We start from the raw sequence: 16487 nt of genomic DNA on the forward strand, positions 1-16487 counted from the left end.
ATGAAAACCAAGCTTAAAGGCAGATATGTAATTGGGTATGACGGGTACGATCATGTCATTTTGGAAAATGCAGAAATCGTTTATGAAAAAGATACGATTCTGTATGTCGGAAAAAATTATCCAGAAGAAGTGGACGAGGTAATGGATGTAGGTAACGCCATTATCAGTCCTGGGTTCATAGATTTAAATGCATTAGGGGACATTGACCATGATATTTTACATTTTGAAGCCGGTGCCGACAGACAAAAGAACCTTCTCTGGTCAGAGAAGTATATAAAAAGCGGACATCCTGAATTAATGACCGGGGAAGAGGAGGCTTTTAAATCACTATATGCTTACTCACAGCTCATTCTTCATGGCGTGACGACGGCGATGCCCATTACTTCCGTTTTTTATAAAAGCTGGGCTGAAACCTATGATGAATTGGCAGCTGCGGCAGAGCATGCTGCTGGATTGGGGTTAAGGATTTACCTTGGACCGAGTTTCCAATCAGGAATGAGAGTCGTCGAGCCTAACGGGAAAATAAAACTGCATTGGGATGAAAAAGCCGGTGAAGCGGGATTGCGGAAAGCGGTCGAGTTTGTAGAAAAATTCGATGGAGCCTTTGAAGGAATGGTAAGGGGGATGCTTGCTCCGGAACGTATAGAATCTCAAACGGCTGATCAATTAAAACAGATTAAATATTACAGCGAAAAATTGGATGTTCCGATAAAACTTCATGCTGCACAAGGAAGTTTTGAATTCAACGCCATATGGGAAGGCCATCATGTTACACCGATCAGATATTTGTACGACCTTGGCTTTCTCGGTCCAAGAACAGGAATCCCGCATGCCCACTTTGTTTCAGGATATAGTAAAGTGAAATATGGGCAGGGTGATGACTTGGCGCTGCTGCGGGAAACGAATACAACGGTGATTCATTGCCCTCTGATCATCGGCAGGCATGGGGAGGCGTTAGAATCCTTTGCTAAATATAAAAGGGCTGGGATCAATATAGCCCTTGGTACGGATACATTCCCTCCGGATATGTTCCAAAATGTCAGGACAGGCAGCATGCTCTCACGGATGGTGGAAGGTAAAACGGAAGGTTCTGTCTATGCCGATTTCTTTCGGTCAGCCACACTCGATGCAGCCGCTTTTCTTGGCAGGGACGATCTAGGACGCATCGCAGCGGGGGCAAAGGCGGATATCATCGTGATTGACTTGGACAGTTTCCATATGGGAGTGATCGACGATCCCATTCGAACCATGTTCGTCAGCGGGGCTGGGAGGGACGTTAAATTATCCATCATAAATGGAAAGGTAGTCATGAAGGATCAAATCATCCCCAATCTTGATTTAACTGAAATCCAATATAAGGGGCAACAATATTTTAATAGGATGAGAAGAGGCTATATGGAAAGGGATTATCAGGGGCTTCCCGAGAAAGAATTGTTTAAGCCATCATTCAAGTCCGTGGAATCGATAAGCGATACAGCAGAATAAACACCAAACAAGTAAAGAAAATGAAAAACATAGTAAAGATATTCGAAATGAATAGTCAGAATATTTCCTATAATTAGATAAGTATTCAAAAAATGAAATTGGGAGGTCGAAGTCCATGGGGGTAAAACGTGGGACAGGAAATTTTTTTCTAGTCATGATCATGGCCATCATCATTACGGGCTGTTCTTCTAACAATGATGTAAGCACAACAGCAAGTGATCCGAACCAAGCATCAAACGAAGGGGGTACATTGGTTATCGCCCGCTTATCCGACGCCGAGAATTTGGATCAGCAGTTCATGTCCACGATTAACGCCGCTAGCGTCACTCACCATAAAATCTATGAAGGTCTTGTACAACGGGATGAGGATAGTGAGATACAGCCAATGCTGGCAGAAAAATGGAAGCAAATAAATGACACGACCTGGGAATTCAAGCTTAGGGAAGATGTAAAGTTTCATGATGGCACACCATTTAATGCAGATGCTGTAAAAATGACGTTTGATCGACTATTAGATCCGAAGGTCGCTTCTCCCAGGGCGGTGGTATTCGATATGGTAAAAGAGGTGAAGCCGGTTGATGAATTTACCGTGCAATTCATTTTGAAGGAACCTTTTTCCCCTCTCCTTTCCATATTGGCGAATCATGAAGGTGGAATCATCAGTCCGAAAACGATTGAAAAGTATGGAAAGAAGATTATCCAGGAACCGAATGGAACCGGTCCTTTCGTTTTTGATTCATGGTCCCCAGGCCAGGAAATCACCTTGACGAAAAATGACAGCTATTGGGGAGACGAGCCGAAGGTGGACAAGGTCATCTTCAAGGTCGTCCCGGAAGACTCCACGAGGATATCCATGATAGAAACGGGTGAAGCGCATATTGCAGAGCCTCTTCCGGTAGCTGTCATGGATCAGGTAGAATCTTCACCAGCAATGGATGTTTATCGCAGTGAAGGGTACGGTACCGAATATTTAGGGTTCAATGTCAATAATGAACCGTTCCATGATGTAAGGGTCCGTAAAGCCATTGCCCATGCCATTGAAATGGACTCGATTATCAAGGGTGTCTTTAATAATGTGGGAGTAAAGGCGAACTCCTTGATGGGCTCTAAAGTATTCGGGTACAACGAAGAACTGGATGCCTATGATTACAATCTGGAGGAAGCAAAGAAGCTGATGGCCGAAGCAGGATATTCAAAAGGTTTGGATGCAACCATCCTGACAATGGACAGTAAAGAAAGAGTTAACTTGGCCGAGGTCCTGCAATCCCAACTAAAAGGTATCGGGATTAATTTGAAGGTACAGGTCATGGAGTACGGTTCGTTCGTGGAACAAGTGAATAATGGGCAATCGGAAATGTTCATCATCAGTTGGAGAAACGCGACCGGGGATGCTGATTATAATCAATATAATCTATTTCATACGGAATCACAGGGAGCGGCCGGAAATACGTTCTTTTACAGCAATCAAAAGGTTGATCGTTTAATAGATGCCGCCAGGAAGGAAAAAGAAGAAGAGAAACGCAAAGAACTATACGCAGAGGCACAGGAAATCGAGATGGGTGACACCCCGTATATTCCTGTACGGGTCATAGAAAATGTTGCTGCAGTCGCCAAAGATGTAAAAGGATTTTCAATCAGCCCTTCAGGTTATCTGGAGATAAATGACGTAACGATAAAGTGATGGGCAGATAAGTAGAAAGGGTTCATCCATTTTAGGGTGAGCCTTTCAGTTTGTAAACGAAAGGGGTTTGGAAAACGTATCTTTCAAAAAAATGATGTTCCCGAACTAACTGGCCTATAGTAACATTTTCAGTTCCCCAGATATGGTTTCCATCTAAATGTTCTAACAAATTTGATTGGAAAGGGTGTGCAAGACACTTATGGGAAAAGCGCGGCCAACTTTAATAAAACTGCAGGCGAACTGGATGTTCATGGAGTTGTCTCCAGAAAGGGTTCATCCATTTTAGCTTTTTTCTTTGGCACAATAAGTAAAAATAACATAAAAACGAGTAAAAATTCTGAAATTATTTACTGGTTTTTAAAACTATAATGAAGGTGATGCGTGTTCAATCTCGAATGGAAGGGTGAGTTTAATGTCTCAATCGTATTGGTTGACGAATGTACGCTTGGAAAATGGTTTTACTTATAATGAAAAGGAAACGATCACCGGCACGGAAACCGGTCATTACCACATCAAGATTGAAAATGGAAAAATATCCTCCATTTTATTGGCGAAGGAATCGATAATGGATCAGGACCCGCAGCATGATGTTCATGGTCTCCTGATGGTCCCTTCGTTTAAGGAAATGCATATCCACATTGATAAAACCTACTATGGCGGTCCATGGAAGGCTTGCCTGCCTGCCACTAATGGCGTGAAGACCCGTATAGAGGAAGAACAGGTGTTACTGCCAGAATTATTGCCTACGGCTAAAGTAAGAGCAGAAAAAATGCTGGATTTATTATTGGACTTCGGATCTACCCATATACGCACACATTGCAACATTGACCCCGTTATAGGCCTGAAAAACTTGGAGGCCACCATTCAGGCACTTGAAGGATATAAGGATAAATTGACGTATGAAATCGTCGCATTCCCACAGCATGGACTATTACGCAGCAATTCCGTCGGTTTAGTAAGGGAGGCCATGAAGAATGGGGCGAATCTGGTAGGCGGCGTGGATCCCGCCACCATTGATGAAAACATAGAGCGGTCACTTGAAACGATCATGGATATCGCGGTTGAATGCAACTCCGATATCGATGTCCATCTACATGACCCGGATCAGCTTGGACTCTTCACCATGCAGCGCCTTGCTTCTTTGACGGAAGACGCAGGCTGGCAAGGGAGGGTAACAGTTAGCCACGCCAGCGGTTTGGCTGATCTTTCAGTCCCAGAGGCAACGGGCATAGCCGAAAGGTTTTCGGAAACAGGAATATCGATTACATCCACAGTTCCCATCTTCAGGACGATCCCCATCCCCCTGCTTCATGAAAAAGGGGTGAAAGTGGAATTGGGTAATGACAGCATCACTGATCATTGGACACCATTTGGCATCGGGGACAATCTGGAAAAAGCCGGTCGCCTTGCAGAGAGGTTTCGCATGATTGACGAACGGTCCTTAGCGGAAAGCCTGCAATTCATAACAGGTGGGAAGACTCCATTAAACCAAGAAGGGGGCAAGGCATGGCCTAATGTAGGGGATGAGGCGAATATCGTTTTGCTTGAAGCCAGCTGTTCAGCGGAAGCTGTGGCTAGAAGGGCAAAGCGTGCCGCTGTCATCTTCAGGGGCAATGTTGTTAGCGGATCCATTTCATCTTTTGAGACGACAGGTGTTTAATCTTAATCTTCTATTAAAGAGAGTGATTTGATGAATGAAGCATACTGGCTTACAAACGTTATACTTGATAGTGGATTTATTTTTGAGAATGAAAGAATTGATCGGACGAAGACGGCTATATACAACATGCATATAAAAAATGGGATCATTACGGAATTGCAATTGGCTTCAAGTATGCCTTTGAAAACGGATGGTCCCGTTCACGACGCGAGAAAGCTGCTTGCACTTCCTCCTTTTAAAGAGATGCATAACCATCTTGATAAGACTTATTTAGGACTGCCATGGAAATCATGCACTCCGGTACCGAATTTAATCGAACGCTTAAAGTTAGAAGCCAAAGAGCTTGCTGAACTGGCTGAAACTGGGCAGATCCGGGCTGAACGGATGCTTGAACTACTGTTAAGTGGCGGGGCAACGCATGTAAGGACGCATGTAAACATCGATCCATACATCGGTATGAAAAACTTGGAAGAGATTCATAGTGCACTATATCGTTTCAAAGGGAAAATGACATACGAGATCGTTGCTTTCCCGCAGCATGGGCTGCTAAGGGCGAATTCAAAAGGGTTGATGAGACAAGCGATGAAAGAAGGGGCGTCCTTAGTGGGCGGCCTGGATCCTGGAGGGGTGGATAATAATATAGAAACTTCCCTATATGAAATGGTCGATCTGGCTGTTGAATTTGATGCGGATATTGATATCCATATACATGATCCCGGTCATCTTGGTTTATATACGATCAAGAAGCTGGCTTATTTGATCGATGAAGCAGGTTGGAAAGACAGAGTCGCTGTCAGTCATGCTTTTGCATTGGGGGATGTTTCAATAGGAGAATCAAATGAAGTGGCCAGTGTATTATCAAACCTGGGGATAGCCGTCATGTCTACAGTTCCGATCAACCGGGTCATTCCCCCGATTGATTCACTTCTTGAAAAAGGTGTCCATGTTGCTCTCGGATGTGATGGCTTTTATGACTCTTGGTCCCCATTCGGTACAGGAGATATGCTGGAAAAGGCAGGCCGATTGGCTGAGAGGTATAACTGGAAGGACGAGTATTCTTTGTCTCAATCGCTCCAATTCATTACGGGAGGGGTCAAGACACTGGACCCTGAAGGAAACCGTTTATGGCCGAAGGTGGGAGATGACGCAAGTATGGTTTTTGTGGATGCATCATGTGCTGCCGAGGCAGTTGCCAGGAGATCGACGCGGGTTGGGGTCATGGTCAAGGGAAGTCTGGTATACGGCGGACTCGAACGCGAATCTGCCTTGAAGTCGAATTGAAGGTCTATTCAAGAAGGGATGAAGATCATGAATACAATCTATTGGTTAAAGAATGTTCGTTTGGAATGCGGTTACCGGAAAGAGAATGAAAGAGTTACAGGAACGATAACCGGACTATTTCATCTGTTGATGGAGGATGGAAGGATCGCGAAGATTGTCAAAGATGGGGAAGCCGTACCTGGTGATATACCAGTGGAAGATGCAAAAGGATTGCTTGCGTTACCATCTTTCATTGAAAAGCATGTTCATCTTGATAAGACACTGATGGGGGATGTTTGGAGGGCGTGCTCTCCTTCATCAAGTGTCATTGAACGTTTTGAAAATGAGAAGAGGGTCCTGCCTTCCATCGCGACAAGCACATGTAAACGTGCAGAATCTTTACTGGAAATCCTTTTAGCTTCTGGCTCTGCACATATACGGACTCATGTTGATATCTATCCGGAAGTGGGATCGCAAAACTTAGAGCAAGTACAACAGGCGCTTGCTGGCTATTCTAATAGACTCAGTTCGGAGATCGTCGCATTTGCGCAGCACGGATTGTTGCGGTCCGGTTCTGTCCAGCTTGTCAGGGAGGCATTGCGAAACGGAGCGGGAGTCGTCGGGGCGGTGGATCCAGCGACAGTCGATAACAATATTGAAGCATCGCTGGTTCAATTGATGGATTTAGCAGTGGAAGCGAACGCTGATGTGGACTTGCATTTACATGATCCAGGCCATTTGGGCACGTTCACCATGAAACGTTTGGCAGTCCTGACCAAGCAAGCGGGCTGGGAAGGCAGGGTAGCGATAAGCCATGCGTTCGGTATCGGGGACGTATCCAGGGAAGAAGCCTATGATCTGGCTGACATTCTTAGGGATGCGGGGATTTCCATCGTCACCAGTGTCCCTATTAACAGGCAGATGCCCCCTGTTGATTTATTGCATGAAAGAGGGGTTGAAGTATCGGTAGGAAATGATAATATCTTTGATGTATGGTCACCTCTTGGGAATGGTGACATCTTGGAGAGAGCAGGGAGGCTCGCAGAACGTTTCAAATGGATTGATGAAGTCTCACTATCCCGAACACTCGGGTATATAACTGGCGGAAAAACTCCATTGGATGAAAAGGGTAACCAGGTATGGCCGAAAGCAGGGGATGCTGCAAGTCTGGTGTTAATTGACGCAAGCTGTTCTGCCGAGGCAGTTGCAAGGCGTTCTGAACGTAAAGCGGTCATTTACAAGGGGAACTTAGTTTCCGGTTCACTATATGAACAAAAGCAGTCCATTGAACAGTAAGACTAAACCAAAAAGGATCTCTGGATACTTCCGGATTTCCTTTTTCGTTTTGCGTTTTGAAAGGTTACCGCTTCCGTGTACTTTTACTTACTTATGTTATATGCTGTGGAAGTGATTTTTTTTGGGGGGCTATATTGGTTAAGGGATTATCCCCTGTCATATTATGATGGCCCGATATAGTTTAAACGGGCTGGCTGCTGCCTGCCCATTTGTCTTGCAGAGTCGAGCCAACAAATTAGCAGGGAGCTGCAGTCTTTGTTACTATTAATGGTAACGTTATCATTTTTCATGAATTTGCAAAGGTCATATGACTTTGATCATGTGTCCAGCAAGGCAGCAGGACCATCCGGGGACTGCGTTTTATTAGCATGGTTTTGTCCTATCGCCTTTGTTAAAGGGAAGGGCAATTGAAAATCACCATGAGCTAAAAAGTATCATGTTCAAAGGAGATGGAATCTATGAAAAGTTGGAGAACTTCTGTGACTCTATTTTCTTCTTTTCAATGGTTGTTTTTTATTTTTGCAAACACGGTAGTAGTTCCCATATCGATTGGCGCAGCTTTTGATCTTCCTCCCAATGTTACGGAAATGACCATGAGAAGCTCGCTCATTTTCACCGGGATCGCCTGCGTGTTTCAGGGGTGGAAGGGGCATAAGTATCCACTTATGGAAGGGCACTCCGGTCTATTGTGGGGAGTGATGTTGAATTTAGGTTTATCTGCACCATCCATAGGGCTCGGATATGCTGAGATAGGAGGGGGAATAGCTACTGGCCTCATTGCAGCTGGCGTCGTGACCCTCATTATTTCTGCTTTTAACCTGATTTCCCATGTTCAGAAGATTTTCACTCCCATGGTCATGACGGTTTATTTATTCCTTTTGACGTTCCAGCTCATCTTTGTCTTTTTTAAAGGGATGCTGGGGATTACGGAGACTGGGGAAATTAACATCCCGGTCAGTTTCCTATCAGTGGGGATTGTACTTTTAGTAAGTATTTTAAAGATAAAAGGACCAAGGACCATAAGCAATTTCTCCATATTGATCGGGATTATCGTGGGTTGGATTTTTTACGAGCTGCTATTTCCGGAGGCCGGGGGAGAAATGGAAGCTACGGGCGCCGCTTTTTCATTTTTCCCATTAGGTACTCCAAACCTGGAATTCGGGATAATAGCGATTTCCTTTTTTGCAGGATTACTGAATTTGTGCAACACGTTCGCTTCCATTCAAGCCGCATCAGAATTAATCGGTGATGAAGCGGGACACAAGCAGTATCGAAACTCTTTATTCATGACTGGCGGTTTTACCATTTTCGCTCCGGTGCTTGGCCTTGTTCCGTATACACCTTTTACTTCATCCATCGGATTTTTGCAGAGCACTCAAATTTATGAGCGGAGGCCCTTCTTACTTGGAGGCATGTTATTGACCATAATTGGGCTCATTCCCCCTTTTATCTCTTTCCTTGCGACCATGCCGATAACAGTCGGGAATGCAGTATTGTTCGTTGCGTACCTCCAACTGTTCGGTACGGCTTTCAACAGCGTAAAGGGTCAGCATTTCACTTCAGACACGATATTCAGGCTTGCCGTACCAGTATTGATTGGAGTGAGTTTGATGAACATCCTGCCTAATGCATTTTCGAACGTTCCCACGCTTTTACAGCCATTTTTGACAAATGGGCTCATAATGGGCGTATTGATATCAATCGTGCTGGAAAAATCGGTAAACTGGAATCGTTATGAACAACTGCAGAACTAATGGGAAAGAGTGATGTGTGGAATTTTTATTAAGCACAAGAGGTAACTGCCTTTTAAAGATTCTATACAGCTTTCTTATATTTTGAGAAGACATCGGGAAACGGCTGATTGGATACAACAGTACATAAGTGATTCTCCCGTCAATAAGGGTAGGGCAATCCTTAAAATAAGGATTTTTTCATTGTAAATGACGAAGAAAAAAGTTACTTGTAAGGCAAATAATATGAAAACCAGAAGGGTGTTGGGGACCTTCTGGTTTTTTTTGATTGTGTTTATGGTTTAACAATTTTATAGCATAAACTTGTTCGGTTTGAGACATCAAACTTCCTATAAAGATTTTGCAAATGTCTTTTTACTGTATTAACACTAATAAATAGTTCGCTGGCAATGGTGATATTGGTATGCCCTTTTAGAACCAATTTTAATATTTCTGCTTCTTTTAATGTTAAATCTGGTTGTCTGAGATCTTGAGAACTAGCCAAAATCTTATTTTTCAAAGGATTAATTAGATTTTCTTTGGGGACGTTTACAAAAGGATGAGGGAACTCGCTTGTTTTTTGCGATAAGAACCTAGAAATAACCTCTAAACACATAATATCGGATGTACTAAAAGGCTTCTCCTTTTTGGATCTAACGAAGTTCAGAACGCCTTTAATACTGTTTCTATCATATAAAAAAACACCTATATCATAATAAAATCCATATTTTAACATGAAATCATTGTAGTATACACTTTTTTCATATAAGTCAGGCGGAAGTAAATCAAGGTTTTTTATAACAGTTTGTTTACTTGCTTTTTGCATATTGTATTTTGGGACTAGCAAATCTAATTGATAAAAGTTATTAAGATAATCATCCATAACATATTTATCTATATTTAAGGTAATAGGTTCGAACAAGTCATTATTATCATCACATAACCAAAAAATAGATTGGCAGTAACCAAATAAATTTTCAAAGGTCTGCAGTACTTTTTCACGGAAATTTTCATTAGAAAAAGTAATTTCATCCATAAAAGATAAAATTTTTTTGTAGCTGGGGTTAGACATTTCCTTCATAGGCTTTCCTCCATGTTAACTTTTTGTTGATTATATAACATTTTAAAATAAAATGAATTACTTTTTGATATAAAATGACCCATTTGGGTAATAGTAAATTTTTTGATTTTTCTGGATAATATAAAATACTTACATGTAATAGTTAATAAATTAGAAAGAGTTTTTAAAATGAACCTAAGGAGATGAAAGAAACGTAAGTGTGCGAGGTAGGAAAATAAACATCTCCTTATCAAAACTGAATAAGTGGATGCGTAGTACACTTTTGAGTTATTGATTTAAATTGAAGGAGAGTAATGTTTATTTATATAACGTTTTTGTAACGGTTGTTAATTTTTTGAGTATGTTTATGTGTGTTTTAGAGTTACTAATTCTCTATTACTTAAAAAAATCAATAAAATATTGGAAGAGTTATGCTTTCATGTACAATTCAGAAATTGAAACGCTAACTCGTGCTGAAATGGAAGCACTATAAATGAGCAGATTTCAGACTACATTATGACATATCTATCTGAATATAGAGTTTATCGAACGAAGTTTAAAGAGCAAGGGATTACTCCAGATGACATTCAATTTCAATGGATGCCATTTACCAAAAACAAGACTTAAGAGTTCATTATCCGTGTTGAAAAATCATAAAAATATAATCACTTTCCATCGTGCATGTAAACAAAGTTAGGAGCTTTTAGCTTATTGAATTTACGCATCACTTAAGGAAACCTAGCAACCTATGTTTCTCAAAATTGTATGGTTAGTAATTTCGAAGTTTTATCAAAAAAAATAAGAGGTGGAGAAAATGAAAAAATATCAACTATTTATCGATGGAAAATGGACAGATTCACTCTCAGGAGAAACATTTGAAACGATTAATCCTGGCACAGGAGAAGTCCATGCCCTTGTTTCAAAAGGGGGCGAGGAAGATGTAAACCATGCCGTTAAAGCAGCTCGAAAAGCGTTCGAATCCGGACCATGGGCGACTATGTCTCCTAGTGACCGAGGTAGACTTCTGTATAAAGCAGCTCAGAAAATGTGGGAGAATTCAGACTTTTTAGCGGAAGTAGAATCAAAGGATAATGGTTTACCAATCAATGAAACCAAGCATATAGCTCTTCCTACTACCATAGATGTACTGGAGTTCTATGCAGGACTTGCAAATAAGGTGCAGGGCGATACATTGGCATCACCCCACAATCGTTTCAACTACACATTAAAAGAACCATTAGGTGTAATTGGCGCCATTGTCCCTTGGAACTTTCCTTTAATGCTGACGATGTGGAAATTAGCTCCTGCTTTAGCTGCTGGAAATACAATTGTTATTAAGCCAGCAAAAGAAACATCAACAAGTATTTTAGAACTGGCTAAACTGTTCCAAGAAGTCGGTATTCCTGATGGGGTGATTAATATTGTACCCGGTCCAGGTTCAACCGTGGGATCTGCTTTAGCTTCTCATCCAGACGTCGATAAAATTGCTTTTACGGGGTCAACGGACACGGGGCGTTTAATCATGCAAGCCGCTACAAAAAACTTGAAACCAGTTTCGTTAGAACTGGGAGGGAAATCACCTAACATTGTATTTGACGATGCCACTCTTGAAGATGCAGTTAATGGAGCGATGTTTGGCATTTACTTTGCACAAGGTCAAGTTTGTGCTTCTGGTTCTCGATTATTTGTCCAAGAAAGCATTTATGATAAATTTATGGATCTTTTTGCTAGTAAAGTACAATCCATACGGGTAGGAAATCCCCTTGAAGCGACAACACAAATGGGTCCACAAGTTTCCGCACAACAGTTAAAGACGATTGAAAGGTATGTAGCGGTTGGTCTTGAAGAAGGTGCGGAATTAGTGACAGGTGGCCAAAGAGGCAAAAAAAATGGATATTATTTCACTCCTACCATCTTTGGAGATGTAACCAACGAAATGACAATTGCGCGTGAAGAGATATTTGGGCCAGTTGTGTCGGTTATTCGCTTCAAAGACGAAGAGGATGCCCTACGACAAGCAAATGATACTATTTACGGTTTAGCTTCAGGGATATGGACCAATGACTTAAAAAGAGCTCATCGTATGGCGCGTGGTATCCAATCAGGAACTGTCTATGTGAATACGTACAGTATGCTGGATAGTACAACTCCTTTTGGAGGAATGAAACAAAGTGGATTTGGTAGGGAATTAGGGGTACAAGCCATGGATATGTATACGCACTCAAAGAGTGTATGGATTGATTTAGGTGAAAAAGGCTTAAATTGGTACGGTGGCTAAGACTATTATTTAGCTAATGAAAGTTAAAAATAAAAAATGAAAGGAAACATTCTATGAAAACAAAGCAAAGAACTTACAAAGCAGCAATTATTGTAATGACTGCACTAACTTTCATATTCTCTCCTTATTCATTCATTCATAATAACAATGCTTCTGCTCATGGCGGTGAAGTGGAATTAATTAAGCTAGAAACAGCTTTAGAAGGTACTGGTGCAACTGTTAAATCTAATTTTTGGAGCTTTTTTACAAAAAAAATCACCATCGAAAAAGATGATACGGTCATAAAAATAATACCTGATTCCGATAAAGCGTATATTAATGGAAAGGCGATTACACTTGAATCAAACGTGATAGAAAAAGATGAGAAGATCTACGTAACTGATCATTTTGTGAATGAAGTTCTCCCTGACATCAAGCAAACAGCTAAAATAAAAGAAGCTTATCATCCTTTAGATCCTTTAACTCCTAAAGAAATTAAAGCGGTGGTTAATGTAATCAAAGAGGCAGGGAAATATAAAGATACTCTTCGTTTTACAGAAATTACACTGAAGCTTCCCGAAAAAAAGAAAGTGTGGGAGTGGGAGTACGATAAAGAGAAAAAAGACAACGCATTTACAAGAAAAGCAGAGTTCATTGCATTGGATGGCAAACAAGTTATTGAGGGTGAAGTGAATATATCATCAAAAAAACTAGTTTCATGGAATGAAATGGACGGCGTTCATGGCATGCTTATTCTGGATGATTTCGCTACTGTTCAAGGAGCCATTGAAGCAAGTGAAGACTATGCAAAAGCGCTAAAAAAGCGGGGGGTAGATGACCCTAAAAAGGTCGTTGCGACCCCTTTGACAGTAGGTTATTTCGATGGTGAAGATAAATTGGAGCATGATAAGCGTCTATTGAAAATCGTATCTTATTTGGATACAGGAGATGGGAATTTTTGGGCGCATCCAATTGAAAATTTGGTCGCTGTTGTAGATCTTGAAAAGAAAGAGGTCATTAAAGTAGAAGATGAAGGTGTCATTCCAATCCCGATGCAATTAAACGCATATGATGGTAGAGATTATGAGAAGAAATCCGATGTAAAACCGTTAAATATCACCGAGCCTGAAGGCAGGAACTATGAAATAAAAGGAAATACGATTAGCTGGCAAAATTGGGATTTCCACTTACGATTGGATACTCGGGTAGGACCTGTGTTATCAACTGTTACTTATGATGACCATGGAAAAAAAAGAAAAATTATGTATGAAGGATCGCTGGGCGGGATGATAGTTCCTTACGGAGATCCTGACGTTGGCTGGTACTTCAAGTCCTATTTGGATGCTGGTGAATATGGAATGGGCACATTAACTGCACCGCTAGAACTTGGAGCTGACGTACCAGAAAACGCCGTGCTGCTAGATGCAACAATTGCCGATAACTCGGGCAATCCTTACGTTATTAAAAATGCCATTGCAGTATTTGAACAATATGCGGGGCCAGAATATAAACATGCCGACCTTGCGACATTTAAAGAAGAAAATCAAAGCCGTGAACGCCGTGAATTAGTGGTTCGCTGGGTTAGTACAATCGGAAACTATGATTATATCTTTGATTGGAAGTTATCACAAAATGGAATAATTAATATTGATGTAGGAGCATCTGGTATTGAAGCAGTGAAAGGTGTTAAATCAAAAACAATGCATGACAAAACTGCAAAAGAGGATACAAAATATGGTACTTTGCTTGATGATAATATTGTCGGAACCACTCACCAGCACATTTATAATTTCAGGCTTGACCTAGATGTTGATGGCGAAAGTAATTCCCTAATGGAAATTAATCCAAAGGTAGAAAAAAATCAAGAGGGCGGTCCACGCAAAAGTGTTATGGTAACAGAAGAAAAAACAGTAAAGACGGAGCAAGAGTCGATTCAGAAATTTGATTCTTCCACTATTCGACTATTCAGTAATCTTAATAAAGAGAATAAGGTAGGAAATCCTGTTTCATATCAAATCATCCCTTTTGCAGGAGGCACTCACCCGATTGCCAAAGGAGCCTTATTTAGTGATGATGACTGGCTTTTTAAGCGAGTTAACTTTATGGACAAGCAATTGTGGGTCACAAATTATGACCCGGATGAGCGCTATCCGGAAGGGAAATATCCGAACCGCAGCAAAACAGATACAGGATTAGGACAATATACCGCAGACAACGGTTCCATTGACAATACAGATAATGTGGTATGGATGACCACAGGTGCAACTCATATAGCACGAGCTGAAGAATGGCCAATGATGCCAACAGAGTGGGTACACGCCATGTTAAAACCGTGGAATTTCTTTGATCGTACTCCAACATTAGATTTACCAAAAGAAAATTCAAAGTGATTAAATAAAGGCCTTGCATAAGTTTAAAATGTACCCTTTGTAAAGGACAGCTAAAAAAAGCCTAGGCAGCTTGAAAAAGATGATTTCTGTATTGAGTATTGAACAGGAGTCATCTTTTTTAAATTCCATTGGTATCGGTAGTGATTGTAATACGTCCTATATTGCTTAATAATTCATCTAAAGTTGAACATGCTTTAATAGAGGCTTCAACTTTAAAATGGCCAAAAAAAGATTCTTGAGGAGCATGATCCCAGCAGTTCCCGCGCCTTGACATTGACTGGCCTAACCCAGTTTTTTTACTGATTTCTGAAAGTCCGGCTGGGTATAATGAGTTCCCTGATCACAGTGGATAAAGGCATTCTTTGCTTTGGGAAATCTTCAATTTTCCTTTAATGGTACGCTTTTATGATGGTTTCTTTCACTATCTCCTCCTTTTTTTCATCTTTTCGATTTCTTTTTTGAAAGGAGGGAGAATTACTTCTTCATCCCCCTTTCTTCAAAACGAATCTTTTTTAACAGTTCGTTTTCTGCCTTTAGTAAGTTGATTTGTGATTCCAAGCGAGCGTTTTTCTCCTCTAGGGTAAGTTTTCCTTCTTTTTGGCGCCCTGAATTTTCTGCTCTAGTGTCACATAAACCAATAATCCCGTTCTTCTCGTAAACAGCTTGCCCTCTCTTACTCGCTGATTTAATTCTTTCCATCCCCAAAACCTCTACATCAAACCCAAATTCTTCAAAAATTCCCCTTGCGAATTTGCCTTTCTGTTTTTCCGCTATAAATATATGCTTAAATCCATCCGTATAAGTAATCCCTTTTGAACTTATACAGATTTAACATAATTATTAGATGATAGTAGTTTGATTTCTTTCTCAGTAAAAAGCTTTTTACTCATAATCTTCTCCAGTCCCATATTGTGTTTCTTAAGTATACAAAAAAGTACCCAATAGGAGACTTTTTTTAGGTGTCTAATCTATAGGGTACATTTTGGTTAGTGCAAGGGCTTTATTTTGGTCCGTAGCGAGAGTGAATTCATACATTAATTAATTGTTTGGAGTAGCATCATCTACACAAAGAAGCCCTTTTCGAGTTGATAGGCTAAGCTCCTTTCCTAGGCTTGCCAACTTAGTTCCAGGTTCTTTCAGCTTTGTCTCGATGTTTTTGATTTGTACTTAGCCACATTATTAATTAAGTGATTATCCTGTTTCCGTCTTGAACGGTTTTATGAAGATTCAATAAAAATATGCTTTTGAATCAGTTCCAATACCCACTCCCCTTACATATTTTGTTGGAGGGAGTACTTGATGTGGTGTTAATTCCCTGACTATTTCGTTCCGATTTCCTGTTGTAAGCATTGCCTTATTAATTAATATACGGAGGTTATATAAATGAATGAGTTTCAAAATCAATTGCAAATGTTGAATGTTGACGATTTCCAGGTAAGTCAGCCGGTTCCTTGGGAACAAGTCCCTCAGCAGTATTCCATGGAAGATTCTCGTCTTATTGGTTTAGGCTGTTTCGGCTGTTTCTTGTGTTTTGGCTGCTTTGGCTGTGGAGGATGCGGAGGTCGCTGTGGTGGATGCGGAGGCCGCTGTGGAGGATGCGGAGGACGTTGCGGACGTTGTGGTCGTTAAGGATTCAGGTTTTCTAAAGAAAGTCCCTGTATGTACAGG

General features: G+C 41.1%; 10 protein-coding genes and 1 pseudogene. 9 read left to right on the top strand and 2 right to left on the bottom strand.

Annotated features, from left to right (window positions below; genetic code table 11):
• From IOC57_RS09845 to IOC57_RS09870, 6 genes are all read left to right on the top strand, one after another.
• On the top strand, window positions 1-1485 hold the full coding sequence (locus IOC57_RS09845; protein WP_207438565.1) for a chlorohydrolase family protein: 1485 nt from the start codon (window positions 1-3) through the stop codon (window positions 1483-1485).
• A 115-nt stretch (window positions 1486-1600) separates the two neighbouring features.
• Window positions 1601-3166, top strand: coding sequence for a glutathione ABC transporter substrate-binding protein (locus tag IOC57_RS09850; protein WP_207438566.1), 1566 nt, complete (start codon window positions 1601-1603; stop codon window positions 3164-3166).
• 412 nt (window positions 3167-3578) lie between these two features.
• A complete protein-coding gene (locus IOC57_RS09855; RefSeq protein ID WP_207438567.1) occupies window positions 3579-4826 on the top strand; it encodes an amidohydrolase family protein in 1248 nt (415 codons plus the stop codon).
• A 30-nt stretch (window positions 4827-4856) separates the two neighbouring features.
• The gene (locus IOC57_RS09860; protein ID WP_207438568.1) at window positions 4857-6107 is read left to right on the top strand and encodes an amidohydrolase; all 1251 of its coding nucleotides are present in this window, start codon (window positions 4857-4859) and stop codon (window positions 6105-6107) included.
• A gap of 27 nt (window positions 6108-6134) precedes the next feature.
• A complete protein-coding gene (locus IOC57_RS09865; protein ID WP_207438569.1) occupies window positions 6135-7382 on the top strand; it encodes an amidohydrolase in 1248 nt (415 codons plus the stop codon).
• A gap of 458 nt (window positions 7383-7840) precedes the next feature.
• Window positions 7841-9136, top strand: a complete 1296-nt coding sequence (locus IOC57_RS09870; RefSeq protein ID WP_207438570.1) for a uracil/xanthine transporter — start codon at window positions 7841-7843, stop codon at window positions 9134-9136.
• A 271-nt stretch (window positions 9137-9407) separates the two neighbouring features.
• Here the strand turns inward: IOC57_RS09870 and IOC57_RS09875 are convergent, their stop codons facing one another.
• On the bottom strand, window positions 9408-10193 hold the full coding sequence (locus IOC57_RS09875) for a response regulator transcription factor (protein ID WP_207438571.1): 786 nt from the start codon (window positions 10191-10193) through the stop codon (window positions 9408-9410).
• A gap of 793 nt (window positions 10194-10986) precedes the next feature.
• Between IOC57_RS09875 and IOC57_RS09880 the strand changes: the two genes are divergently transcribed.
• Window positions 10987-12450 (top strand): aldehyde dehydrogenase family protein, encoded by a 1464-nt coding sequence (locus tag IOC57_RS09880; RefSeq protein WP_207438572.1) that lies wholly within the window; start codon window positions 10987-10989, stop codon window positions 12448-12450.
• Window positions 12451-12503: 53 nt separating this feature from the next.
• Entirely contained in the window at window positions 12504-14819 is a 2316-nt protein-coding gene (locus tag IOC57_RS09885; RefSeq protein WP_207438573.1) for a copper amine oxidase, read from the top strand.
• Between the two features lie 50 nt (window positions 14820-14869).
• Here IOC57_RS09885 and IOC57_RS09890 read toward each other — a convergent pair.
• Window positions 14870-15727, bottom strand: a pseudogene (locus IOC57_RS09890) (HTH domain-containing protein).
• A gap of 475 nt (window positions 15728-16202) precedes the next feature.
• Here IOC57_RS09890 and IOC57_RS09895 point away from each other — a divergent pair.
• The gene (locus tag IOC57_RS09895) at window positions 16203-16448 is read left to right on the top strand and encodes a heterocycloanthracin/sonorensin family bacteriocin (protein WP_207438574.1); all 246 of its coding nucleotides are present in this window, start codon (window positions 16203-16205) and stop codon (window positions 16446-16448) included.
• The last annotated feature ends 39 nt before the right edge of the window (window positions 16449-16487 follow it).

This window comes from Bacillus sp. SD075 (assembly GCF_017355165.1).
Taxonomy (GTDB): Bacteria; Bacillota; Bacilli; order Bacillales; family DSM-1321; genus Peribacillus.

Coding starts and splice junctions, on each gene's coding strand:
- IOC57_RS09845 (WP_207438565.1), top strand. CDS start 1: ATGAAAACCAAGCTTAAAGGCAGATATGTAATTGGGTATGACGGGTAC.
- IOC57_RS09850 (WP_207438566.1), top strand. CDS start 1,601: ATGGGGGTAAAACGTGGGACAGGAAATTTTTTTCTAGTCATGATCATG.
- IOC57_RS09855 (WP_207438567.1), top strand. CDS start 3,579: ATGTCTCAATCGTATTGGTTGACGAATGTACGCTTGGAAAATGGTTTT.
- IOC57_RS09860 (WP_207438568.1), top strand. CDS start 4,857: ATGAATGAAGCATACTGGCTTACAAACGTTATACTTGATAGTGGATTT.
- IOC57_RS09865 (WP_207438569.1), top strand. CDS start 6,135: ATGAATACAATCTATTGGTTAAAGAATGTTCGTTTGGAATGCGGTTAC.
- IOC57_RS09870 (WP_207438570.1), top strand. CDS start 7,841: ATGAAAAGTTGGAGAACTTCTGTGACTCTATTTTCTTCTTTTCAATGG.
- IOC57_RS09875 (WP_207438571.1), bottom strand. CDS start 10,193: ATGAAGGAAATGTCTAACCCCAGCTACAAAAAAATTTTATCTTTTATG.
- IOC57_RS09880 (WP_207438572.1), top strand. CDS start 10,987: ATGAAAAAATATCAACTATTTATCGATGGAAAATGGACAGATTCACTC.
- IOC57_RS09885 (WP_207438573.1), top strand. CDS start 12,504: ATGAAAACAAAGCAAAGAACTTACAAAGCAGCAATTATTGTAATGACT.
- IOC57_RS09895 (WP_207438574.1), top strand. CDS start 16,203: ATGAATGAGTTTCAAAATCAATTGCAAATGTTGAATGTTGACGATTTC.